Source organism: Streptomyces sp. NPDC057002 (genome assembly GCF_042673825.1).
Lineage (GTDB): Bacteria > Actinomycetota > Actinomycetes > Streptomycetales > Streptomycetaceae > Streptomyces.
Genome location: NZ_JBHURZ010000009.1, coordinates 174,778 through 196,694 on the forward strand (window position 1 = coordinate 174,778; position 21,917 = coordinate 196,694).

21 protein-coding genes and 6 tRNA genes are annotated in these 21,917 nt (G+C 71.2%); 9 read left to right on the forward strand and 18 right to left on the reverse strand.

The features are described 5' to 3' along the window. Window positions 1–53 precede the first annotated feature (53 nt). The 6 genes from ACFT32_RS36135 to ACFT32_RS36160 form a co-directional block, all read right to left on the reverse strand. A complete protein-coding gene (locus ACFT32_RS36135; protein ID WP_382497662.1) occupies window positions 54–644 on the reverse strand; it encodes a hypothetical protein in 591 nt (196 codons plus the stop codon). Window positions 645–650: 6 nt separating this feature from the next. Continuing rightward, complete coding sequence (locus ACFT32_RS36140; protein WP_382497664.1) at window positions 651–1,514, reverse strand: carbohydrate ABC transporter permease; 864 nt, start codon at window positions 1,512–1,514, stop codon at window positions 651–653. Beyond that, a complete protein-coding gene (locus tag ACFT32_RS36145) occupies window positions 1,514–2,518 on the reverse strand; it encodes a carbohydrate ABC transporter permease (RefSeq protein WP_382497666.1) in 1,005 nt (334 codons plus the stop codon). Before ACFT32_RS36145 ends, ACFT32_RS36140 begins: the two co-directional genes overlap by 1 nt. Continuing rightward, a complete protein-coding gene (locus ACFT32_RS36150) occupies window positions 2,518–3,807 on the reverse strand; it encodes an ABC transporter substrate-binding protein (protein ID WP_382497668.1) in 1,290 nt (429 codons plus the stop codon). The genes ACFT32_RS36145 and ACFT32_RS36150 overlap by 1 nt, the downstream gene beginning before the upstream one ends. 811 nt (window positions 3,808–4,618) lie before the next feature. Then, window positions 4,619–4,690: transfer RNA gene (locus tag ACFT32_RS36155), tRNA-Val, on the reverse strand. Between the two features lie 79 nt (window positions 4,691–4,769). Continuing rightward, window positions 4,770–5,228, reverse strand: coding sequence for a TIGR02611 family protein (locus tag ACFT32_RS36160; RefSeq protein WP_382497670.1), 459 nt, complete (start codon window positions 5,226–5,228; stop codon window positions 4,770–4,772). 191 nt (window positions 5,229–5,419) lie between these two features. Here ACFT32_RS36160 and ACFT32_RS36165 point away from each other — a divergent pair, with 191 nt between their 5' ends. Together ACFT32_RS36165 and ACFT32_RS36170 are read left to right on the forward strand one after the other, a co-directional pair. Then, window positions 5,420–5,833, forward strand: coding sequence for an SsgA family sporulation/cell division regulator (locus tag ACFT32_RS36165; protein WP_004002642.1), 414 nt, complete (start codon window positions 5,420–5,422; stop codon window positions 5,831–5,833). Between the two features lie 317 nt (window positions 5,834–6,150). Continuing rightward, on the forward strand, window positions 6,151–6,711 hold the full coding sequence (locus ACFT32_RS36170; protein WP_382497672.1) for a CGNR zinc finger domain-containing protein: 561 nt from the start codon (window positions 6,151–6,153) through the stop codon (window positions 6,709–6,711). Between the two features lie 85 nt (window positions 6,712–6,796). Here ACFT32_RS36170 and ACFT32_RS36175 read toward each other — a convergent pair whose 3' ends face one another. Next, the gene (locus tag ACFT32_RS36175) at window positions 6,797–6,952 is read right to left on the reverse strand and encodes a hypothetical protein (protein WP_382497674.1); all 156 of its coding nucleotides are present in this window, start codon (window positions 6,950–6,952) and stop codon (window positions 6,797–6,799) included. A 157-nt stretch (window positions 6,953–7,109) separates the two neighbouring features. Further along, window positions 7,110–7,559: a hypothetical protein gene (locus ACFT32_RS36180; protein WP_382497676.1), complete on the reverse strand. Its 450-nt coding sequence runs from the start codon at window positions 7,557–7,559 to the stop codon at window positions 7,110–7,112. Between the two features lie 163 nt (window positions 7,560–7,722). Here ACFT32_RS36180 and ACFT32_RS36185 point away from each other — a divergent pair, with 163 nt between their 5' ends. Further along, window positions 7,723–8,250: a DsbA family protein gene (locus tag ACFT32_RS36185; protein ID WP_382497678.1), complete on the forward strand. Its 528-nt coding sequence runs from the start codon at window positions 7,723–7,725 to the stop codon at window positions 8,248–8,250. Between the two features lie 18 nt (window positions 8,251–8,268). Here the strand turns inward: ACFT32_RS36185 and ACFT32_RS36190 are convergent, their stop codons facing one another. From ACFT32_RS36190 to ACFT32_RS36200, 3 genes are read right to left on the reverse strand one after another with little or no spacing between them, the layout of a single operon-like run. Beyond that, complete coding sequence (locus ACFT32_RS36190) at window positions 8,269–9,093, reverse strand: GNAT family N-acetyltransferase (protein WP_382497680.1); 825 nt, start codon at window positions 9,091–9,093, stop codon at window positions 8,269–8,271. Window positions 9,094–9,147: 54 nt separating this feature from the next. Next, a complete protein-coding gene (locus ACFT32_RS36195; RefSeq protein ID WP_382497682.1) occupies window positions 9,148–9,969 on the reverse strand; it encodes an aminotransferase class IV in 822 nt (273 codons plus the stop codon). Continuing rightward, window positions 9,966–11,009: a chorismate-binding protein gene (locus tag ACFT32_RS36200; protein ID WP_382497684.1), complete on the reverse strand. Its 1,044-nt coding sequence runs from the start codon at window positions 11,007–11,009 to the stop codon at window positions 9,966–9,968. The genes ACFT32_RS36195 and ACFT32_RS36200 overlap by 4 nt, the downstream gene beginning before the upstream one ends. Before the next feature lie 178 nt (window positions 11,010–11,187). Here ACFT32_RS36200 and ACFT32_RS36205 point away from each other — a divergent pair. From ACFT32_RS36205 to ACFT32_RS36225, 5 genes are all read left to right on the forward strand, one after another. After that, a tRNA-Gly gene (locus ACFT32_RS36205) sits at window positions 11,188–11,260 on the forward strand. 37 nt (window positions 11,261–11,297) lie between these two features. Then, a tRNA-Cys gene (locus tag ACFT32_RS36210) sits at window positions 11,298–11,371 on the forward strand. A 1-nt stretch (window position 11,372) separates the two neighbouring features. Next, window positions 11,373–11,444 (forward strand) — tRNA-Val (locus tag ACFT32_RS36215). A gap of 26 nt (window positions 11,445–11,470) precedes the next feature. Then, window positions 11,471–11,542, forward strand: a tRNA-Val gene (locus ACFT32_RS36220). A 43-nt stretch (window positions 11,543–11,585) separates the two neighbouring features. Then, a tRNA-Val gene (locus ACFT32_RS36225) sits at window positions 11,586–11,657 on the forward strand. A 74-nt stretch (window positions 11,658–11,731) separates the two neighbouring features. Here ACFT32_RS36225 and ACFT32_RS36230 read toward each other — a convergent pair. The 4 genes from ACFT32_RS36230 to ACFT32_RS36245 all read right to left on the reverse strand — a co-directional run bounded on the left by ACFT32_RS36230 (window position 11,732) and on the right by ACFT32_RS36245 (window position 14,010). Further along, a complete protein-coding gene (locus tag ACFT32_RS36230; protein WP_193480248.1) occupies window positions 11,732–12,031 on the reverse strand; it encodes a zf-TFIIB domain-containing protein in 300 nt (99 codons plus the stop codon). 79 nt (window positions 12,032–12,110) lie between these two features. Continuing rightward, window positions 12,111–13,046 (reverse strand): phosphotransferase family protein, encoded by a 936-nt coding sequence (locus ACFT32_RS36235; protein WP_382497686.1) that lies wholly within the window; start codon window positions 13,044–13,046, stop codon window positions 12,111–12,113. Window positions 13,047–13,337: 291 nt separating this feature from the next. Then, complete coding sequence (locus ACFT32_RS36240; RefSeq protein WP_382497687.1) at window positions 13,338–13,535, reverse strand: hypothetical protein; 198 nt, start codon at window positions 13,533–13,535, stop codon at window positions 13,338–13,340. Between the two features lie 235 nt (window positions 13,536–13,770). Next, window positions 13,771–14,010 (reverse strand): hypothetical protein, encoded by a 240-nt coding sequence (locus ACFT32_RS36245; protein WP_184981801.1) that lies wholly within the window; start codon window positions 14,008–14,010, stop codon window positions 13,771–13,773. A 195-nt stretch (window positions 14,011–14,205) separates the two neighbouring features. Here ACFT32_RS36245 and ACFT32_RS36250 point away from each other — a divergent pair, with 195 nt between their 5' ends. After that, window positions 14,206–15,678, forward strand: a complete 1,473-nt coding sequence (locus ACFT32_RS36250) for a protein kinase (protein WP_382497689.1) — start codon at window positions 14,206–14,208, stop codon at window positions 15,676–15,678. Between the two features lie 43 nt (window positions 15,679–15,721). On the opposite strand, the gene ACFT32_RS36255 is transcribed toward ACFT32_RS36250, so the two are convergent. The 3 genes from ACFT32_RS36255 to cobT all read right to left on the reverse strand — a co-directional run bounded on the left by ACFT32_RS36255 (window position 15,722) and on the right by cobT (window position 21,619). Continuing rightward, window positions 15,722–16,540, reverse strand: coding sequence for a TrmH family RNA methyltransferase (locus ACFT32_RS36255; RefSeq protein ID WP_382497691.1), 819 nt, complete (start codon window positions 16,538–16,540; stop codon window positions 15,722–15,724). 64 nt (window positions 16,541–16,604) lie between these two features. Further along, window positions 16,605–17,846 carry a uroporphyrinogen-III C-methyltransferase gene (gene cobA, locus ACFT32_RS36260; protein ID WP_382497693.1) on the reverse strand — a complete coding sequence of 414 codons (1,242 nt, stop codon included), beginning with the start codon at window positions 17,844–17,846 and terminating at the stop codon, window positions 16,605–16,607. A 116-nt stretch (window positions 17,847–17,962) separates the two neighbouring features. Beyond that, window positions 17,963–21,619, reverse strand: a complete 3,657-nt coding sequence (gene cobT, locus ACFT32_RS36265) for a nicotinate-nucleotide--dimethylbenzimidazole phosphoribosyltransferase (protein ID WP_382497695.1) — start codon at window positions 21,617–21,619, stop codon at window positions 17,963–17,965. Window positions 21,620–21,917 lie beyond the last annotated feature (298 nt).

Below are 21,917 nucleotides of genomic sequence, written 5' to 3' on the forward strand. Positions count from 1 at the left end.
CAGTGAGAGGTGCGGCGCCCGGGGCGCCGACCTGAGGTTGAGGGCACCGCCGGTCAGCGGTGCCGGTACCGCTCCTCCACGGCGACGGCCGCCGCCGCGACGGCCCCGAGGACCGGGACCGCCAGCGGCGCGACGAACCAGGCGGACAGAGCCACCACGGCCAGCCCGGCGATGATCAGAAAGGACCCGGCCGGGTCGAGAACCGTCCGCCGCCAGGAATGCGCGAGCAGCGTCCGCCACCGGCCCTCCGGCTCCCAGACCGCCGCCGCACGCAGCCCTGCCACTACGAAGGCGATCAGTGCGACGACCCCGACCGCTCCGACGAGCGGCCCGCCGGGAATCCCCGCCCGGGCCGCCTGGACGTCCACCCAGACCGCGGCCACCGCCGCCCACCCGGCGAGTCCGGCGAGCCACCCGCCGCGCAGAGCCGTCCGGAAGTCGGCGACGAACTCCCGCCACCCACCGCCCTCGTGCGCGGTACGGCGCCGCAGATGCCGCGCACCCGCGGCGAACGCGGCCGGATAGGTCACGACCCCCAGCGAGGCCACCGCGATCCACACCCCGGTCAGCAGACACTCGGCGAACACCGCGAACCGCTCGGCGAGCACCGACTCACCCCGCGCCTTCACTCGGGTCCCGGCCATGCCCAGTCAGCCCTTCAGACCCGACGTGGCCATACCGTCGATCAGATACCGCTGGAAGGCCAGGAAGAAGGCGAGAACCGGCAGCAGCGCGACGAGCGACATGGCGATCATGCCTCCGTAGTTGGCCAGCCCTTCCTGGTCGACGAACATCTTGAGGCCGAGCGAGACCGTGTACTTGTCGGGCTCGTTCAGGTAGATCAGCGGCCCCATGAAGTCGTTCCAGGCGTTGATGAACGTGAAGATCGCACTGGTGATCAGGGCCGGGCGGCACAGCGGCAGCATGATCGACCAGTAGATCCGCAGATGCCCGCAGCCGTCGAGCCTGGCCGCCTCGTCGAGCTCCTTGGGCAGATTGCGCATGAACTGCACCATCAGGAAGACGAAGAACGCCTCGGTGGCCAGGTACTTCCCGAGCAGCAGCGGGGTGTAGGTGTTGATCATCTCCATGTTGCGGAACAGCACGTACTGCGGGATCAGCAGCACGTGGTACGGCAACAGAAGCGTGCCGATCATCAGCGCGAACAGCAGATTGCGGCCCGCGAACCTGATCCTCGCGAAGGCGTACGCCGTCAGCGAGCAGGACACCACGATCCCGACCACCGAACCGACGGCAAGGAACAGTGAGTTGAAGAAGAACGTGGAGATCGGGATGTCGGCGATGCCGTCGGCGAGGCTGGTGTAGTTGGAGAGGACCGGATCGCCCGGGAAGAGATCCAGGCTGCCGACGACGTCCTCGCTCTTCTTGAACGAACCGCCGACGACCCAGATCACCGGGTAGAGGATCACCGCGAGGATCACCAGGGAGCCCAGGTGCCAGGCGAGGGAACCGGGCAGTTTGTGACGCGAAGCCGAGAGTCCGGTGGAGCTCATCACGCGCCCTCCTCGTAGTGCACCCAGCGCTTCTGGGACCAGAACAGCACCGCCGTCACCAGGGCGACCGCGACGAGCAGCATCCAGGCCATGGCGGAGGCCAGGCCCATCCGGCTGTTCTCGAAGCCCTGGACGTAGAGGTAGCAGGTGTAGACCATCGAACCGTCCGCGGGACCACAGGCATTACCGCCGGCGCCACCGCCGACGATGTACGCCGAACTGAAGATCTGGAAGGAGTGAATGGTCTCCAGCAGAACGTTGAAGAAGAGAACCGGGGAGATCATCGGCAGCGTGATGTTCCAGAACCGCCGCATCTTGCCCGCCCCGTCGACCTCGGCCGCCTCGTACAGCTCACGCGGGACCTGCTTGAGGCCGGCCAGGAAGATCACCATGGGCGCGCCAAACTGCCAGACGGTGAGCGCCACCAGGCTGTAGATGATCATGTCGGGATCGCCGGTCCAGCCACCGACGTCGATCCCGAAGCTCTTCTGCACCCGGTCCACGATGGCGTCGTCCGAGAAGATCGCCTTCCACACGATCGCGATGGAGACGCTCGCCCCGATCAGCGACGGCGCATAGAAGGCGGCCCGGTAGAAGGCCTGCCCGCGCCGGCTCTGGGCCAGCAGCAGGGCCACCCCGAGGGCCGCGATCAGCTTCAGCGGCGTTCCCACGACGACGTACCACAACGTCACCTGCACCGAGTGACGCCAGCGCGGATCGCCGAACATCTCCGAGAAGTTGCCGAGGCCGATCCACTTGGGCGCGTCGAACAGGTTGTAGTCGGTGAAGGCGAAGTAGAGCGAGGCGACCATCGGACCCGCGGTAAGGAGCAGAAAGCCCGCGATCCACGGGGACATGAAGAGATAGCCGGCCAGGTTCTCCCGGCGCCGCCGCCGCCTGAGGGCGGCGGGGCGCTCGGGCTTCACCGGACCGTGCCGCGGCTCGGAGCCCTTGTCCTTGGACAGGCCCTCCATCGCAGGGGCGTGTGTCACGGTGGTTCCCATCAGGTGCCGAGAGCCGTCTTCGACTCGGTGAAGAACTGCTTGACGGCCTCGTCCACCGACCTCTTGCCCAGGGCGAGCTCCTCGGCGATGCGCAGGAACGCCGACTCACAGATGTCCGCGCCGTTCGGGTGCGGTGTGATGGGCTCCAGAACCCCGGCCTTGACGAGGGACTCCTCGTAGGCGGAGATCGCCTTGTTGACCTCGTCGGTCGGCTGGTACGCGTCGTACTGGGCCTGCGTCGCGGGCACACCGCGGTCGTAGCCCATGATCTTGGCGACCTCGGGGTCGTGCACCATGAAGTCGATGAACTGGGCGACCTCCTTGGGGTGCTGGGTGCGCTTGGAGGCGCTCAGCATGAGCGAGCCCAGGTACTGGCCGGTCTTCTTGCCGTCCGTCGTCGGGATGGGGGCCAGGCCGTACTCGCTCTTGCCCTCGGAGGTGTAGCGGACGGTGAAGTTGTCCCAGGTGAACTCGCCTCCGGCCAGCTCGGCGGCGACCGCCGACTTGGGCTTGTTCTGGACGACCTTCTTGGCATCGGCGTAGATGCCCTCCTCCACACCCTTCTTCGCCTTCGTCCACCAGTCCGTCAGATCCGACTCGGTGAAGCCGAGTCCGTCCTCGGTGAAGAACGCCTTGCCGTTCTGACGCAGGTACAGGTCGTAGAGGTACATGACGCCGTACATGCCGCTGTCCCCGGCACGGCCCGTCTTGTCGCGGATCTTCTTCATCGCCGCGTCGAAGTCGTCCCAGGTCCAGCCCTGCTCGGGCTTGACGCCTGCCCGGGTGTAGACGGGCTTGTCGATGACGAGGGACATCGAGTTCGAACCGACCGGAACACCGAGGAGCTTGCCGTCGATCTCGCCGAACTTCTCGAGACCGGCCCGGAATCCCTCCATCCGGAGGTTGCCCGCCTTGGCCTGCTCACTGAGATCGAGCAGTACGTTCTTCGCGTCGTATTTACGGAGGAAGCCGATGGCATTCTGGAAGACGTCCGGCGGATTTCCGCCGGAGGCCTGGGTGTTGAACTTCTTCCAGAAGTCGAGATAGGGCTGGAAGTCCGTTTTCACCTTGATCTTCGGGTACTTCTTCTCGAAGAGCGCGATGGTCTTGTTGATTCTCTGGGCGCGGTCCTCCGCACCCCACCACGCATAACGAATCGTCACCGTCCCGTCGGCGGAGGCCCCTCCGTCGCCGCCACAGCCGGTCGTCGCGGCCAGCCCCAGCGTGACCGCCGTGGCCCCGGCCGCCTTCAGGACCGTACGTCTCTCAACATTCCTGCCGTTCACCACGGTTGGACCTCCCCGCACGTCGTCCCGCTCGCATGAATCGTTTCAAGTAAGCGCTTGCTGGCACAAGGTACGGAGGGGCTGAGAGTGCGTCAATGATTCGGACAAGAATTTCTTACCGAGGGAGGTAGGTGCCGGACAGGGCGGGTGTTGGGGCCGGCGAGCGGCTGGGGGCGACGCCGCTGGTGAGGTGCGCACGACCGAGGGAGCGAACACGGACGGACCGGCCGCCCGAGTTTCGGGCACGACCGAAAGACGACGGTGGGGTGGAGGGGCGGGCGGGGACTGGATTCGGCCACGAGATGGCCGACAGACCGAGGCGCAGCCGGGTGCGAGGCACTCGCCGTGACGGCTCGGCCGGGGTGGGTCCGCAGCCCGGCGGCACGGGGCGCCTCCCCCACTCTGGGCTTCGCTCGAGCGGGGGGGGGACCCCACCCGTGCCGCCCTTAGCGGCACGCATCCCCGCAGCCAAGCGGTGCTGGCGGCCCGCAGCCAGCACCCCGCGGCCGCTGAGCGCGGCGCGTGAGCGCAGGTGGTCCGCAGGGCGCTGAGCCCGGACGCGCCCACACCCGCCGGCTCACGCAAGGGGCCGTGTCGGGGGGTGTCCGCCCGCAGCGGTTGTCGCGTCAACGCACAGTCAGTCGGCGCCCAACCCCATCGCGACGTTCCGAGGACGGACACCCCCCGACACGGCCCCGACCCACCCCCGGCGACTAGGCGCTACGCCCACCCCCACCACACCCGCACAGGCGCCGCAGGCACACACAACGACAACGGCCCACCCGCATTACCGTAGGTGGGCCGTCGATCCGGGTGGGCGATACTGGGTTCGAACCAGTGACCTCTTCGGTGTGAACGAAGCGCTCTCCCACTGAGCTAATCGCCCGGACGCAGAAAGAACATTACCCCATGTCAGGGGGTGCCTGTGACCAGCACAAGGCCGACCCCGGCACCCCCGCGCGGACTCACTGGTCCTTGATCTTCCACGGCATGACTATGCCGAACTTCCACAGATAGATACCGACCAGTACGGCCACGATCACCAGCCCGATGGTCGTCAGGATGATGTTCCGGCGCCGCACTTTGGGATCGAGGGCGCGCTGCGCCGCCTCGGTGACCTTCCGCTTGGTCCAGCGGAGCACCAGCTGGGCCCACACGAACTCGGTCGCCCAGATCGCCATGCCACCGAAGATCACGACCCACCCCGGCCCCGGCAGGGGCAGCATGATGATGCCGGCCACCACGACCGCGAGCCCGATGATGAAAACCCCGACCTGCCAGCTCACGTGCAGCGCCCGGCGCGCTTTGATGAATTCCGGCGCCCGCGAGCCAAGCCCCCGCTCTTGCTCGCTGTGCACCTCGTCCGTCCCCGTCTCGTCCGACGCCACGGCCACCTCGCCCGGCTCGTTACTCCCCGTATTCATACGGCCAAACACTACCCGAGCGAAACCAGTCACCGGAATGGACGCACGACGCGAACGATCTCTCGGCCGGAAGAGTTACGTAAAGGCACGCAAAACACTCAGAGGGGTTTACAACGGCACCGTAGGTGGCATGTCGATTTCGCCGACGTGCGAATCCCCGAGCGCACACTGAGCGAAAGGCCCTGGCGCTTATGAACACCACGGTCAGCTGCGAGCTGCACCTGCGCCTCGTTGTGTCGAGCGAGTCCTCCCTGCCTGTCCCCGCAGGCCTGCGGTACGACACGGCCGACCCCTACGCCGTGCACGCCACCTTCCACACCGGAGCCGAGGAAACCGTCGAGTGGGTGTTCGCCCGCGACCTCCTCGCCGAGGGACTTCACCGCCCTACCGGCACCGGCGACGTCCGCGTCTGGCCGTCGCGCAGTCACGGCCAGGGCGTCGTGTGCATCGCCCTGAGCTCACCGGAGGGCGAGGCCCTGCTCGAGGCCCCGGCACGGGCCCTGGAGTCCTTCCTGAAGCGGACCGACGCCGCCGTGCCGCCCGGCACGGAGCACCGGCACTTCGACCTCGATCAGGAGCTCTCGCACATCCTGGCGGAAAGCTAGGGCGAGGCCCTCACAAAGCCGCCCGGCGCCGACGACTCGGGGAGACGGCTCGGGCTTGGACAACCGCATACGGGATACACCGGCGTCGGCACCGCGGACCACGCGGAGCCGGCGCCGGTCCATGTGTGCCGGCGGGGAGATCGGGGAGGTGACGGGAACCGCCGTCGTCACTGTCGGTAAGCGGGAACCATGGCGGGCCCGGCGGCGTTCTATTCGAAGCCATGTGCGGGCATGAGGGCCGTCCGGTGGATGCGGAGCCATTACCATCGGCCAGCATCGGCGGGCGCCTGCCCGACCCCCAGGCCAGGGAGCAAATCGTGCTGATCACCCACGACACCCGGTGCGCCCTCGACACCGTGGTCGATCTGGTGAACACCGCACCGGAGGACGACACGGCAGCGGACGGGCTGCCGGACGTGGCGACGCTCACGGACTTCGTGGGCAACCACGAGATCAGCGACGTCGGCGTGCTCTCGGAGTTCGACCTCTCCGCGGTGCGGAAGATCCGCGGGCGGTTCGCCGCCGTCTTCGCCGCCCCCGACGCCAGGGCCGCAGCCGGGGTGATCAACGAGCTGGTCGCGGCCGCCGGCACCACACCCCGGCTCACGGACCACGACGGCTACGACTGGCATGTGCACTACTTCGCGCCGGGTGCCTCCGTCGCCGACCACCTGGCGGCCGACTGCGGGATGGCGCTGGCCTTCTTCGTGGTCGCCGGGGAGCAGGAGCGGCTGCGGCGGTGCGAGGCGCCCGACTGCCGCCGTGCCTTCGTCGATCTCTCCCGCAATCGCTCCCGGCGGTACTGCGACAGCCGCACCTGCGGTAACCGTCTGCACGTGGCCGCGTACCGGGCGCGCCGCAAGGAGGCGGCCGGCTGACAGCCGTCGCCGAGACAGGGGGGGGCAGAAGCCCATCGATGCCGACGCGGCCCCGGCGGGTGACGCCGGGTACCGCGGGTAAGGCTCACAGCCACAGCAGATCATGCAACGAGGCCATGAGCAGCAGACACCCGATCACCGCAAGGAAGATCATCAGCGGTGGCTGGGAAAGGGCGAAGAGACAACCACGTGGCTCGTCCTGCGGCGGCGCGGGGTCGCTCTGTCTCGTCGTGTCCAGCATCTCGCGGCGATGATGGCGCAGTCGCACCGCCAGGCGCGATCAGCACCCTCGTTCCGTGCGGGAGTGCGCTGATTCCGTGAGGTCCGGTTCATGTTGTGATCATTTCCGCGCGCCGTGGGACCCACTGTGACGATTCAGTCCGGCGCGCGGCCGGCCGTCATATGCCGTGCTTCTTGAGGATGGCCTCGATGTCGCTGAAGTCGTCCTCTCCCCGGGACGACGCCGCGGGCCGGGAGGCAGCCGTGCGGGAGCCCTGCCCGCCCTGTCCCAGGGAGGGCGCCGAGGCCGCCGGGGCCACCGCCTCGGGACCGGCCGCCGCGCGGGCCGCTCTACGCTCCTTGCGGGTGCCGCCGCGGCGGCGCTCCACGACGCGGGTGGTCGCGAACAGCGCCCACGCGAGGCCCAGCACTCCGAAGCCGGCCCAGGCGGTCGGGCTGAACGCGGTGTCGGCCAGCCATTCGACGACTCCCGTCATCACCAGGCCGATCGGCACGAGCGAGTACGCCGCGATACGGGCCGCGGCGAGGAAACGCTTGCGGTACGCCGTGATGGCCGCAATGCCCAGGCCTGCCGCGGACACGGCGGAGCAGACGGTCTCGGCAATCATCCGGTCCTCCAGGCGTGGCGCGGTCGGGCAGGGGCACTTCGTCCCTTCCATCCTGCACCCGCCGCACCCCGGCGGGCCATGCCTCGCCCCTACATCAGGGAGATCTCCGGGTCGCCTCCTCCGCAGGTGCCGGTGCAGGTGCACGGGCTGGAAGACTGTCGGCATGAGCGACTCCTCCCCTGCCCCGTCCACCGCCGCCGTCCTCGAGATCTGGTGCGACCTCCAGTGCCCGGACTGCCGCACCGCGCTGGACGACCTCCGATCGCTGCGCGCCCGCTACGGCGACCGTCTGGAGGTGCGGCTGCGGCACTTCCCCCTGGAGAAGAACAAGCACGCCTTCGCCGCCGCCCAGGCCGCGGAGGAGGCATGGGAGCAGGGCCGGGGATGGCCGTACGCCGAGGCCCTGCTGGAACGGGTGGAGGAGCTGGCCCGTAAGGGAGAACCCTTCCTGGTCGAGGTGGCCGGCGAACTGGGCCTGGACGCCGAGGAGTTCGACACCGCGCTGATCGACGGCCGGCACATCCTGATCGTGGACGCCGACCAGGCCGAGGGCAAGGCGATCGGCGTGACCGGCACCCCGACCTACGTCATCGACGGCGAGCGGCTCGACGGCGGCAAGAGCCAGGAGGGGCTGCGCGAGCGCATCGAGGAGATCGCGGACCGGCTGCTGGCCGGACAGGAACAGGGCTGACCCGGCCCCGCCCGGCCCCTACACCAGCGGCTTGTACATGGCGTACTGCCGATCCTCGTAGCCGAGGGACGCATAGAGCCGTTCGGCCGGGGTGTTGCCGGCGAAGACGTTGAGGCCGATGGTCCGTCTGCCCTCGGCGAGCGTCTGGGCCTCGGCCAGCAGCAGGAGGGTGCGGCCGTGCCCCTTCCCCCGGTGGGCGGCCTCGGTCTCGACGTCGAAGACGAAGGCGTTGTCCTTGCGCACCCCGAGCCACAGCGTGCCCACCCGTGTCCCCTGGTGTTCCAGGACGCTGATCGGCATGCCGGGAGTGGCGAGGCCGTCGGGCAGCAGGGTGGCGTGGTCCCGCTCCGACTTGGCCCAGGCCTCGGCCTCCGGCACGCCCCGCTCGATCCAGCTCTGCGCGTAGTGCTCCTTGCCCTTCTCCAGCCAGGGGCCGAACTCCGCCTCGGTCATGGACCGGGCCCGGCTGCCCTGCGGCAGTTCCGGCGGGGTGTCGCCGAGCTGCTTCTCCATGCCGCGGTTGCGCACGACGTAGCCGAGCGCGGTGGCGAGCCGGAACGCCGGCTCGGCGTCGGCGGGCACTGTCGCCTCGATGCGCCGGCACCCCCAGCCGCGCGCCACCTCCTCGGCGGCGAGCGCGGCCACCGTGCCCCGGCCGCGTCTGCGGTCCGGTTCCTCGATGCGCAGCTTCATGATCCGGGCCACCGCGTCGCCGAACACGGGATGCGTGCCGAGGTGTATCGCCCCCACGGGACGGCTGTTCACACACACCTGGAAGCGGCGTGAGCGCGTCCCGTCGGCGTTCTGCTGAAGCGGCTCGGTCGGCCGCAGGGTCGTGGTCATCAGGGGTGTTCTACCCGCAACAAGGCCCCGGGGCAGCCGAATATGCGAGGGCTGTCAGGGATCCAGGTCGTGCCCGGAGCGCTCGTCGAAGATCCGCATGGCCTTGGCGGTCACCGGGCCGGGCGCGCCCGGCAGCTCACGGTCGTCGACGCGGTGCACGGCCTGCACGTCCCGCAGCGTGGACGTCAGGAAGACCTCATCGGCCCGTTCCAGCACGTCCAGCGGCAGATCGGTCTCCCGGGCACCGGTCCACGCGATCGCCAACGCGCGCGTGATGCCCGCGAGACAGCCCGAGGCGACCGGCGGGGTGTGGATCTCGCCGTCGAGGACGACGAAGACGTTGGACCCCGTGCCCTCGCAGAGCTGTCCCGCCGTGTTGCCGAACAGGGCCTCGGACGCGTCCCGTTCGCGGGCGCGGGCGAGGGCCACGACGTTCTCCGCGTACGAGGTGGTCTTCAGGCCGGTGAGAGCGCCGCGCTCGTTGCGGGTCCAGGGGACGGTGATCACGGCGGTGGAGTCGGGGCGCCGGTGCGTCGCGCCGAGGGCGACGACGAGGGTCGGGCCGTGCTCGCCGCGATCGGAACCGAGCGGGCCGTGGCCGCCGGTGTAGGTGATCCGGAGGCGGCCGAGCGGCGCGGGGTTGGCCTCGAGGACGGCGGCACAGGCGCGCCGCACCTCGTCGTGGTCGGGGTCGGGCAGGCCGAGGCCGCGCGCCGACCGGGTCAGCCGGTCGAGGTGCCGGGTGAGCGCGAACGGCCTGCCGTCCACGGACTTCACCGTCTCGAAGATGCCGTCGCCCACGGTCAGTCCGTGATCGAAGACGGAGACGCGGGCGGACTCGCTGTCCTGCAGCCCGCCGTCGAGCCAGATCTTCACGTCAGGTCCTCTCCATTCACCACATACCCTCCCGACGCTATCGCGAGCAGCCGGGCGGCCTTCAGCTCGGTCTCCTGCCACTCCCCCTCGGGATCCGAGCCCCAGGTGATGCCGGCACCGGTACCGAAGCGCAACACACCGTCGGCCCGGTCGATCCAGAACGTACGGATCCCGACGGCCAGCTCACCGGCCTGCCGGTCGGCGTCCACCCACCCGATCCCCCCGCAGTACGGCCCTCTGGGCGCCGTCTCCAGCGCGTCGATGATCCGCAGGGCGCTCGACTTGGGCGCGCCGGTGACCGAACCGGGCGGAAAGGCCGCGCCGAGCAGCTCGGCCCAGCCGGCCCCCTCCCTCAGCTCACCACGGACGGTCGACACGAGATGGACCAGCCCCGGATGCTTCTCGAGGGCACACAGATCGGGCACCGTCACACTGCCCGTGGCACAGACCCTTCCGATGTCGTTGCGGACCAGGTCCACGATCATCACGTTCTCGGCGTAGTCCTTCTCCAGCAGGTCCGCCTCGGTGCGGCCGGTGCCCTTGATGGGTCCGGACTCGACGACCCGCCCGTCACGCCGCAGGAAGAGTTCGGGCGACGCGGTGGCGATCTCCACACCGTGACCGGGCAGGCGGATCGTTCCTGCATACGGTGCCGGGTTGCCGCGGGCCAGCAGCGCGGTGAGGGCGTCCACGTCGGCACCGGGTGCGACGGGCGCGGACAGCACCCGGCACAGATTCGCCTGGTAGACCTCACCGGCCGCGATGTGCTCGCGGATCCGCCGTACGGCTGCCGTGTACGCGGCGTGGCCGAGCGAGGACGTCCAGTCGTCCGCCGCCGGCGCACGCCAGGCGCCGGGCACGGGTGCGGGCACGGGCCGCTCCCGCACGTCCCTGAAGCGGGCGCAGGTCAGACGGCCCTCGAAGTCGGCGCAGACGGCCCAGAAGCCGCTGGATTCCAGGGCTTCGGGATCGTCGGTGACGTCGAGGAGGCCGGTGGCGACGCGGTCGCCGAAGCGGGCCAGAGGAGGGAGCTCGGACACACAGTCGAGTCTATGGCGGTGTCCTGGGGGTGACCGGAGGATGTCCCTTCCGGAGGCTCCACGGCATCCCTGAGCAGGGGAAGCGCAGCACGCTGCACAAACGCGTTTTTGTGCTGGCCCCGGAATCCGCTAGAGTTCAACACGTCGCCGGGCCGCGAGAGCGGGCCGGAAACGACAAGCGGACGTAGCTCAGTTGGTAGAGCGCAACCTTGCCAAGGTTGAGGTCGCCAGTTCGAACCTGGTCGTCCGCTCGCAGGAACAGGGGGCTTCCCGGCCCCCTACACTCCTGGTGGAGTGGCCGAGAGGCGAGGCAACGGCCTGCAAAGCCGTCTACACGGGTTCAAATCCCGTCTCCACCTCCAAGGACGATTAGCTCAGCGGGAGAGCGCTTCCCTGACACGGAAGAGGTCACTGGTTCAATCCCAGTATCGTCCACTGGATCTGCTCGAAGATCCGAACCCGCGCGATTAGCTCAGCGGGAGAGCGCTTCCCTGACACGGAAGAGGTCACTGGTTCAATCCCAGTATCGCGCACGCAGTGCCCATGATCCGCTCCACCGAGTGGCCATGGTCCCGAGGACGATTAGCTCAGCGGGAGAGCGCTTCCCTGACACGGAAGAGGTCACTGGTTCAATCCCAGTATCGTCCACACCACACAGGAGCCCCCGGCCGTTCGCGGCCGGGGGCTCCTGTCGTGTCGCGATCCATGTCACGACACGTGCGTCACGACGAGAACAGCATGTGCCCGAAGCCCTTGTTGCGGTGGTGACCGTGGTGGCCGTGGCCGCCGTGATGACCGTGGCCGCCGTGCGGAGCGCCCCAGGCGGGGGCCGGAGGGGCGGGGTAGGCCTGCGGGGCGGGCGGGGGCGGCGGCGCGCCCTGCGACCACTGGGACTCCAGGCGGGTCAGCGACTCCAGCTCGCCGTAGTCGAGAAAGATCCCGCGGCAGCCGCTGCACTGCTCGATCTGGACACCGTTGCGGTTGTACGTGTGCATGGGCGCACGGCACTTCGGACACTGCATGGTGGTTCAACTCCTCGCCGGTCGGTCCTGCTTCGTGTCTCGCCAGGACAGACTCTGTCCCGCCATGGTCGGTTGCACCCTACTTCGCGTGCTCCTGCGCCAACTGCGGCGGGAGGGTAGCCATTCGGTCACAGGCGTCTACGACCAACCGCTCGACCTCGTCCAGGTCGCGGCCGGCCGCGGCCGCCTTGGCGACGGCCCGGGCCGCGGTCTGTGCGGTGAGGGCGCGAGCGGGGACGTCGAGAGCGGGCCAGGGGTCGCCGTCGGCGGGTACGGCCGGGCCGCCGGCCTCCCGGTAGGCGGCGAGGAAGCGGGCCCATTCCTCGGGCAGGAGCAGTCCGCAGGCGTACCAGGCGGCGGGGCGGGCGAGATCCCAGGCAGGGACGCCGACACCGAGGTCGTCGACGTCTATCAGCAGCCAGGGGCCTTCGGGGGCGGGGTGGCGTATGAGCTGGCCGAGGTGGAGGTCGCCGTGACAGAGGGTGCGGGTGCCCGGCATCGGGGCCTCGGCACGGGCCCAGGAGGGGAGGGTGTCCCAGGCTCGCAGGACCGGGGCGGCGGCGGGGTGCGGGGCGGCGTTCCGGAGCTTGTCGATGGCCCGGGCCGCCTTGGCGGGGCCTCGCATGGTGGGGAGGGCGTCGGGGGCGGGGGTGCGGTGGAGCCGGGCGAGGAGTGCGGCGGCCGCTTCCCAGGGCGCGGCGTCCGGGTCGTCCGGATCCACGGGGGTTCCGTACGGCCAGAACGTCACGAGTCTGCCGTGCAGGTCGGCCGGGGTGGGAGTGAGCGGTGCCAGGAGGATCTCGGGGTGGCGGGTTGCTACCTCGAGGCGGCTGGTCAGTTCGGTGGGGTCGGACTCCGGGGGGTGGGCCTTCGCGACGGTACCGGCGTGGCGGACGACCGTTGCGTCGGGGCGGTCCGCGAGGGTGGCCGTTCCGCAGGTGCAGGACGACGAGCGGGCGTGGGCGGCTGCTCGAGCCTTGGCGGTGAGGTCGGCCAGGAGGGGGGCGGGGGTCACGGGGTGAGGGTACGTGGGGGTGTGGGCCTTGCCGTAAGACCTGTCGGGGCCAAGTGCTGGGCGTTGGTGCTGAACCGGGTGGGTGCGCAGCTCGGCGCGACGAGGTGCCGCTGCGCCCACCCGTGCCGCCCCTGGCGGCACGCATGCCCGCAGCTGAGCCCGAGAAAAGCAATGCCGGCGCAGCTCCCCAGCTGCGCCGGCATTTTTGCCGTCCGCCGCACCCCCGTCCCCACGGGGTTTCATGGGTGGATGTCCCCGCCCGGACCGCTCTTCCGGGCCTGGGGTCGCCGCTCAGCGCCCCAGCATCTCTCCCACGGACGACGCCTGTGTGGCCACTGTCTCCCACCCGTCGAAGACGAGGAGGAGCAGGACCGCCAGGGGAAGGGCCATCAGCGTCGCCACCAGGGGGTGGCGGCGGCCCGTGCGGCGGGGCCGGAGCGTGATGCGCTCCCGCGTGCGGACCAGCGTCCGCGGTGCCGTGTGGGCCATGGTCCCTCTCCTGACCGTTCTCAGTTGTCGTTTGGCAGCGGCGGGCGTCTGACCTCGGGGGACGAGTGCTACACCCGCCGCTTGACCTCAAATCTAGGTGTCCGGCCCTCTCCGGGCGTCATGCCCTCGTACCGATTGCCGGGCCTCCCGGAGGATGAGCCGCCACCTGCGATGTACTCCCCTGGGTGGAGACGGAGAGCCGGGTCTCAGGGTCTTCCCCGACGGGATGCCTGGCTCATCCAGCTTTGTCCGAGCTTTCCTCCCGCGGAATCGGCTGTTCCACCAGTGCCAGCACCCGGTTCGCCATGAAGCGGGCCGTACGCACGACAGTCCCGCTTCGGGTGACTTCGCTCACTTCTACGACACCTCGACGTACCGCCGTCTCCACCCTGCGGCCCGCCCTGCTCGCCACCACCTCGTATGTGCGCGTCGTGTCACCGGCGTCCACGACTATCTCCACACGGTCACCCTTCATGGGTCCAATCCCCCTTCCGTGGCAGGCGGTTGGGGTCGCCCCCCGTGTGAACACGGCCTGTCCGCACGCCCCCTGACCACACTTCAAGTCTCCCACCCACCACTGACAATCCATCGGCCCGAGAGGGCGCGGCCTCTGCGCGTGGGCGGCCGTGGAAACGTAAGCTGTGGCTCGTCACAGGACCGGGCAGCGGGGATGAACATGGCGATGATGCGCCTGAGGCGCGAGGACCCGCGCGTCGTCGGCTCGTTCAGGCTTCACAGACGGCTCGGCGCGGGCGGGATGGGCGTGGTCTACCTGGGCTCCGACAAGAAGGGGCAACGGGTCGCGCTCAAGGTCATCCGCCCTGACCTGGCGGAGGATCAGGAGTTCCGCTCGCGCTTCGCGCGTGAGGTCTCGGCGGCGCGGCGGATCCGCGGCGGCTGCACGGCCCGGCTCGTGGCCGCGGACCTGGAGGCGGACCGGCCCTGGTTCGCCACACAGTACGTACCGGGGCCCTCCCTGCACGACAAGATCGCCGCCGAGGGACCGCTCGGCGCCGCCGATGTCGCGGCCGTCGGGGCCGCCCTCTCGGAGGGCCTGGTCGCCGTACATGAGGCAGGGGTCGTGCACCGGGACCTGAAGCCGTCCAACATCCTGCTGTCCCCGAAGGGGCCGCGGATCATCGACTTCGGCATCGCCTGGGCCACCGGCGCCTCGACGCTCACCCACGTCGGCACCGCGGTCGGCTCGCCGGGCTTCCTCGCACCGGAGCAGGTGCGCGGGGCGGCCGTCACCCCGGCCACTGACGTGTTCTCGCTGGGTGCCACGCTCGCGTACTCCTCGATGGGCGACTCACCGTTCGGACACGGCAGTTCCGAGGTGATGCTGTACCGCGTCGTGCACGAGGAGGCGCAGCTGCACGGCGTGCCCGACGCCCTGGCTCCGCTCGTCCGGGCGTGCCTGGCGAAGGACCCCGAGGAGCGGCCCAGCACGCTCCAACTGTCGCTGCGGCTCAAGGAGATCGCGGCCCGGGAGGCACAGGACCTCGCCGGGGTTCGGCCGCCCGCGCCGCGCGGCGCGGAGACCGACCGGCCCGTCGACACCTACCCCGAGCGGGCCCGGCGTCCGCAGGGACAGCAGGGTGCGGCGGGGGCCGGGGCGCAGCGGGGCCGGGGCACTCCCCCACCCCGGGGTTCCTCCCAGTCCCGGGACGGGGTTCCGTCCGCGGACGGTACGACTTCCCAGGGCGGAGCCGGTGCCCGGGGCGGAAGCCGACAGGCGGGCAGCGGGAACGGAAGCCGGCAGGCGGGTGGCGCGAACCGGGGCAGGACTCCGGCGCGCGGCCGCGGCGCGTCGGCGCGGTCCGGTGGGCGGCCGACGCCCACCGGGCGCAACGGGACCCGGTCGGGCAGCGGCAGCCGCCCCGCCCCGCACAGCGGCACCGGGCGTCCGTCCAGAACGGGGACCGGGCTGCGGCCCGCCAATCCACGGTTGCTGCGGCAGCGGCTGTTCGTGTTCGTCGTGGTCACGCTGCTGGTGGCGATCGGCATCGCCCTGGTGCAGGGCTGTCAGGGCCCGGCGCGGGGACTCGGCGGCGACGGAGGCGGCGTACGGGAGCAGCAGGTCCACCGGTCGCAGCCGCTGGACGACGTACCCGCGCGGCCGGACGGTACGACTCGCAGCTGACGGGCCTCGCCGACCTCGCCCCTGCTCGGCCTTGCCGCTGTTCCTAGACCTGAGGGCGGCCGGTGGCCACGGCGTAGAAGGCCACGGCCGCCGCCGCGCCCACGTTGAGGGAGTCGACGCCGTGGGACATGGGGATGCGGACCCACTCGTCGGCGGCGACCAGGGCCTGGGTGGACAGGCCGTCGCCCTCGGCACCGAGCATCAGGGCCACGCGGTCCATGGTGTGCGGGGCGGCCTCGTCGAGAGGCCGGGCCTTCTCGTCGGGGGTGAGGGCGAGCAGCGTGAAGCCGGCCTCGCGGACCGACTCCAGACCCTTGGGCCAGGTGTCCAGACGGGCGTACGGGACGGAGAAGACCGCGCCCATGGAGACCTTCACGCTGCGGCGGTAGAGGGGGTCGGCGCAGTCCGGGGAGAGCAGGACCGCGTCCATGCCGAGGGCGGCGGCCGAGCGGAAGATCGCGCCGATGTTGGTGTGGTCGTTGACCGACTCCATGATCACGACGCGGCGGGTGGTCCTCAGGAGGTCGGCCGCCGTGGGCAGGGGCTTGCGCTGCATGGAGGCGAGCGCGCCCCGGTGCACGTGGTAGCCGGTGACCTGCTCGGCCAGTTCCGGGCTGACCGCGTAGACCGGGGCCGGGAGCTCGTCGATGACGTCACGCATGACGTCGACCCACTTGGCCGAGAGCAGCATGGACCGCATCTCGTAGCCCGCTTCCTTGGCCCTTCGGATGACCTTCTCGCCCTCGGCGATGAACAGGCCCTCGGCGGGTTCGCGCTTGCGGCGCAGTTCCACGTCGGTCAGGCCGGTGTAGTCGGAGAGGCGCGGGTCGTCGGGATCGTCGACGGTGATGAGATCGGCCACAGGGTGATACTGCCTTGTCCTGGGTGCGGTGCCAACGGCTCGGTACGGTTTGTGTTACCCGGGGTTACTCGCGGGGTGCGGCAGCTGTGGGGCCGACCTTCACGACCTCGCCGATGACGATCACCGCCGGGGGCTTCACGTCCTCGCTACGGACCGCCTCCGCGACCGTCGCGAGGGTCGCGTCGACCCGTCGCTGGGCGGCCGTCGTGCCCTCCTGGACGAGGGCGACAGGAGTGTCGGCCGGCTTTCCGTGCGCGACGAGCGTCTCGGCGATCTTTCCGATCTTGTCGACGCCCATCAGGATCACCAGCGTGCCGGTCAGCCTGGCCAGGGACGGCCAGTCGACCAGGGAGCGCTCGTCGTCGGGCGCGACATGGCCGCTGACCACGGTGAACTCATGGGCTACGCCGCGGTGGGTGACCGGGATGCCGGCCGCGCTGGGGACCGAGATGGAGCTGGAGATCCCGGGGACGACCGTGCACGGGATGCCGACCTCGGCGAGGGCCTGGAGCTCCTCCATGCCGCGGCCGAAGACATAGGGGTCGCCGCCCTTCAGGCGGACGACCGACTTGCCCTGCTTCGCGTGCTCGATCAGCGCGCTGTTGATGGCCTCCTGGGCCATGAAGCGACCGTAGGGGATCTTCGCCGCGTCGATCACCTCGACATGGGGCGGGAGTTCGGCGAGGAGGTCGCGCGGGCCGAGGCGGTCCGCGATGACGACGTCCGCCTCGGCGAGCAGGCGGCGGCCGCGGACCGTGATCAGGTCCGGGTCGCCGGGGCCGCCGCCGACCAGGGCGACTCCGGGAGTGCGGGTGCGGTGGTGCGGGGCGACGAGCGTGCCGTCGCGCAGGCCCTCCACGACCGCGTCGCGGATGGCGGCGGTGTGGCGGGGGTCTCGCCCCTTGGCGTCCGTGGTGAGGACGGCGACCGTGACGCCCTCGCTGTGGCCGGTGGCCGGGGTCCAGGCCGTCGCCTCGTCGGCGTCGTCGGAGCGGACGCACCAGACGCGGCGGCGCTCCGCCTCGGCGGAGGCCCGGGTGTTCGCCTCCGTGTCACCGGTGGCGATGAGGGCGTACCAGGCGTTCTCGAGGTCGCCTTCCTCATAGCGGCGCCGCTGCCAGGTGATCTCGCCGGCGTCCGCCATGGCTTCGACGGAGGGGGTGGCGCTGGGCGACACGAGGATGATGTCCGCGCCTGCCGCGATCAGCGCCGGGAGGCGGCGCTGGGCGACCTGGCCGCCGCCGAGAACGACCACGCGGCGGCCGGTGAGGCGGAGGCCTACGGGGTAGGCGGGGTGTTCGGCCATGGGGGTGCGGCTCCTGTTGACGGCGGTGCGGTAGCCCTGACGTGCGAATTTTAATGGGCGGGCGTCAGGACGGCTCCGGTGGTCCAGTGGCTGAGCACCGGGGCCGCCCTCGGCACCTACTTCTCAGTGACTCCCGCCGAGTCGAACGTCGCCACCTCGTGCATCGCCCGGGCCGTGCTCTGGACCAGGGGCAGGGCCAGCAGGGCGCCCGTGCCCTCGCCCAGGCGGAGGTCGAGGTCGACCAGGGGGCGCAGGCCCAGCTTGTTGAGCGCCGCGACATGGCCCGGCTCGGCGCTGCGGTGACCGGCGATGCAGGCGGCCAGGACCTCGGGGGCGATCGCGCGGGCCACCAGGGCGGCGGCGCCGGCGCTGACGCCGTCCAGGATCACCGGCGTACGCAGGGAGGCGCCGCCCAGGAGGAGGCCGACGATGGCGGCGTGCTCGAAGCCGCCGATCGCGGCGAGCACGCCGATCGGGTCGGCCGGGTCCGGCTGGTGGAGTTCCAGCGCGCGGCGGACGACCTCCGTCTTGCGGGCGAGGGTCTCGTCGTTGATGCCGGTGCCCCGGCCCGTGACCTCGGCCGGGTCCGCACCCGTGAAGACGGAGATCAGGGCGGCGGACGCGGTCGTGTTGGCGATGCCCATCTCGCCGGTGAGCAGGGCCTTGTTGCCGGCGGCGACCAGGTCACGGGCGGTCTCGATGCCGACCTCGATGGCCTGCTTGGCCTCCTCGCGGGTCATCGCGGGCCCGGTCGTCAGGTCGGACGTACCGGCCCGGACCTTGCGGGGCAGCAGCCCCGGGGTGGCCGGGAGGTCGGCGGCGACGCCCACGTCGACGATGCAGACCTCGGCGCCCACCTGGGTGGCGAAGGCGTTGCAGACGGCGCCGCCGCCCAGGAAGTTGGCCACCATCTGGGCCGTGACCTCCTGCGGCCAGGGGGTCACCCCCTGGGCGTGCACGCCGTGGTCGCCGGCGAAGATCGCGACGGCCGCGGGCTCCGGGATGGGCGGCGGGCACTGGCGGGACAGGCCGGACAGCTGTGCGGAGATGATCTCCAGCATGCCCAGCGCACCGGCCGGCTTGGTCATGCGCTTCTGGCGCTCCCACGCCTCGCCGAGCGCCTTGGCGTCCAGCGGGCGGATCTGCGCGACGGTCTCGGCGAGCAGGTCGTGCGGTTCCTCTCCGGGCAGTGCGCGGCGGCCGTACGTCTCCTCGTGCACGACCCAGGACAGCGGGCGGCGCTTGGACCAGCCCGCCTGCAGCAGCTCGGGCTCGTCAGGGAACTCGTCGACGTAACCGACGCACAGATAGGCGATGACTTCGAGGTGCTCGGGCAGGCCGAGGGCGCGGACCATCTCGCGCTCGTCGAAGAAACTGACCCAGCCGACGCCGAGGCCTTCGGCGCGGGCGGCGAGCCAGAGGTTCTCCACGGCCAGGGCCGCCGAGTACGGCGCCATCTGGGGCTGGGTGTGACGGCCGAGGGTGTGGCGGCCGCCGCGGGTCGGGTCCGCGGTGACGACGATGTTCACCGGGGTGTCGAGGATGGCCTCGATCTTCAGTTCCTTGAACTGCTTCGCCCGGCCCTTGGGAAGGGACTTGGCGTACGCGTCGCGCTGACGCATCGCCAGTTCGTGCATCGCGCGCCGGGTGTCGGCGGAGCGGATGACGACGAAGTCCCAGGGCTGTGAGTGGCCGACGGAGGGCGCGTGGTGGGCGGCCTCCAGGACACGGAGCAGCACCTCGTGCGGGATCGGGTCGCTGCGGAAGCCGTTGCGGATGTCGCGGCGTTCGCGCATGACCTTCAGTACGGCCTCGCGCTCGGCGGCGTCGTAGGCGGGGGCGGCGGGGCCGGTGGACTGTCGTGCCTCTGCCACTGGCGCCGCGCTCTCCTCGTCGTGACGTGCCTGGTCGGCCAAGTCTTCCTGGTCGGCGGCCCGGGTGTCCAGGTCGTCGGCGTTCTGCGCGAGTTCGGCGTCGCCGTCGCGCGGTGCGGGGACGGTGGCGACGGGGGCCGGCGGCTCCGGCGCCTCGGGCTGTGCGGGCTCGGGCTGTGCGGGCTCGGGGGCGGCGGGCGGCTGGGACTGCTGCGGGCCCTGGACGGGCTGCATGCTCGGCTCGTCCGTCTTCTCGTCTGCCTGCTGGTCCGGCTTCTCGTCCGGCTTCTCGTCCGCGATCGGCTCGGGGAGTACGACGGTGACGTCCTCGGCGGATGCCGGGGGGACGTCCGTGCTCTCGGGCGTGGGGGTCACCGGCTCGGGCGTGGGCTCGGGGGCGACATCCTCGACCGTGGGGGCGGGCTCGGGAGCGACCTCCTCGGCCACGGGGGCGGGCTCGACTGCCTCGGCCACAGGGGCGGGCTCGACTGCCTCCGGTGCCTGGGGCGGTGCGAGGGCCTCGGCGGGCGCTTCGGGCGCGGGTGTCTCGGCGACTTGGGCAGGGACCGGTGCCGCGGGAGGCTGAGCCGGTGCGGCTGCTGTCTCCGGTGCGTCGGCGACCGGGGCCGGGGTCACCGGAGCCGGCGTCTCGGGGGTGGGAGTGGCGGCTTGTGGAGCCGTCGTCTCGGGGGCAGTTGCCTGAGGAGCGGGCGCGGCCTGCGGGACGATCGGCTCGGCAACCGGCGCGGGGGCCTCGAGGCCGAGGGCGTCCGGCTGCTGCGCTACGGCCTCGGGAGCGGCCTCGTCCACCGGGCCGGGTGCGGCGGCCTCGGGGCCGACAACCTCGGTCGGCACCTGAGCAACGGCCTCGGGAGCGACTGCCTCGGGAGCGACTGCGGGCGCCTCGGGAACACCGGCCGCCTCCACCGCACCGGCCTCGGGCCCACTGGCGGCCTCCGGGAACGGAACCGCTTCAGGGGCCGGTACGGCCTCGGCGAAGGGAGCGGAGATCACGTCCTGCTCCGCGGCAGCCGCCGGAACCTGATGGCCGGCATCGGCGAAGCCGCCGACGGCACCCGGTCCGGGAACCTCGGGAGAACCGGCGGCAAGCCCCGGCTCACCGTCCTCAGCAGAACCGTCCTGACCAGACCCGTCCACGACCGGCACCTCCCCCGGAATCGGTCCGGGCGCGGAAACGGCCCCCGCCTCGGCCTCAGCCACCTGCACAGGGACGTCCTGCTCCGGGACGGCCTGCGCGGGCTGCTCGGCGTGGACGCCCTGCTCCGCCGCCTCCGTCGCCACACTGGTCGCGACGGCCGCGGGCACCGGCTGTGCTTCCGGAACAACCGTTTCCGCAGGGGCCGCCCCTGTGCCCACCTGGGCCTGGTGGGTGACCTGCGCGTCCCAGGGCGCCGCCGGGTGCGAGGGCATCTCCGGGGCGCGCGGGGCGTCGAGGTACTCGGGTCCCGCCGGCTGCGGCGCGGGCTGTCGCAGCGGCGCGTCCGCGGGGCCGCGGTCGGCGAGCGAGCGGACCGGGCTGGCGGAGCTGTCGGGCAGCGGCGGGCCGAGGTGCAGCGGGCGGCGGGGGGTGACGGGCGGGATCGGCGGAGGGTCGGGCAGCCGGACGCCGCCGAGGTCGACCGAGCCGCTGTCGCGGCCGGAGATCTCGTGCGGACCCGGCTCGTGCACGGTCTCGGCGACCGGCTCCGGCGCGGGCGGGGCGACCTCGTTGCCCCAGGCGCCCTGGGCGCCCGGCAACAGCAGCAGGTCGTCGTCCTCCACGGTGGTCTCGGGCTCGGAGAGGTAGGTGTACGAACCGTGCGCGGGGGCGCCCGGCTGCTCCACCATGCCTGCGTTCTCCGGCAGTCCCTCGCCCGGGACCTGGCCGGTGTCGGTCATGCGTACCCCTCGCCCATCGGTTAGTGCTCCTACGACCAGCTCGCCCGGAACGGCGCACCGACCGCCCCGCTGTGAAGAACGAGCGTGCGTCCCCAGCGGCACGAGCGGCCCGCCCCAAAAAGGCGACAAAGCCATTCAATGGCATTGTCGCGGCCGTACCACCCTCGCGGCAGCTTGATCCGCGACGGTTCCGCTGTGGACTGCGCCACGTTGCGCGTCCTCAGGTTCTGCCGTACCACACACACCCCAAAACGGGCGGGTTTTCCGGACATTGGCCGACGAAGTGCCGGGCGTCCGC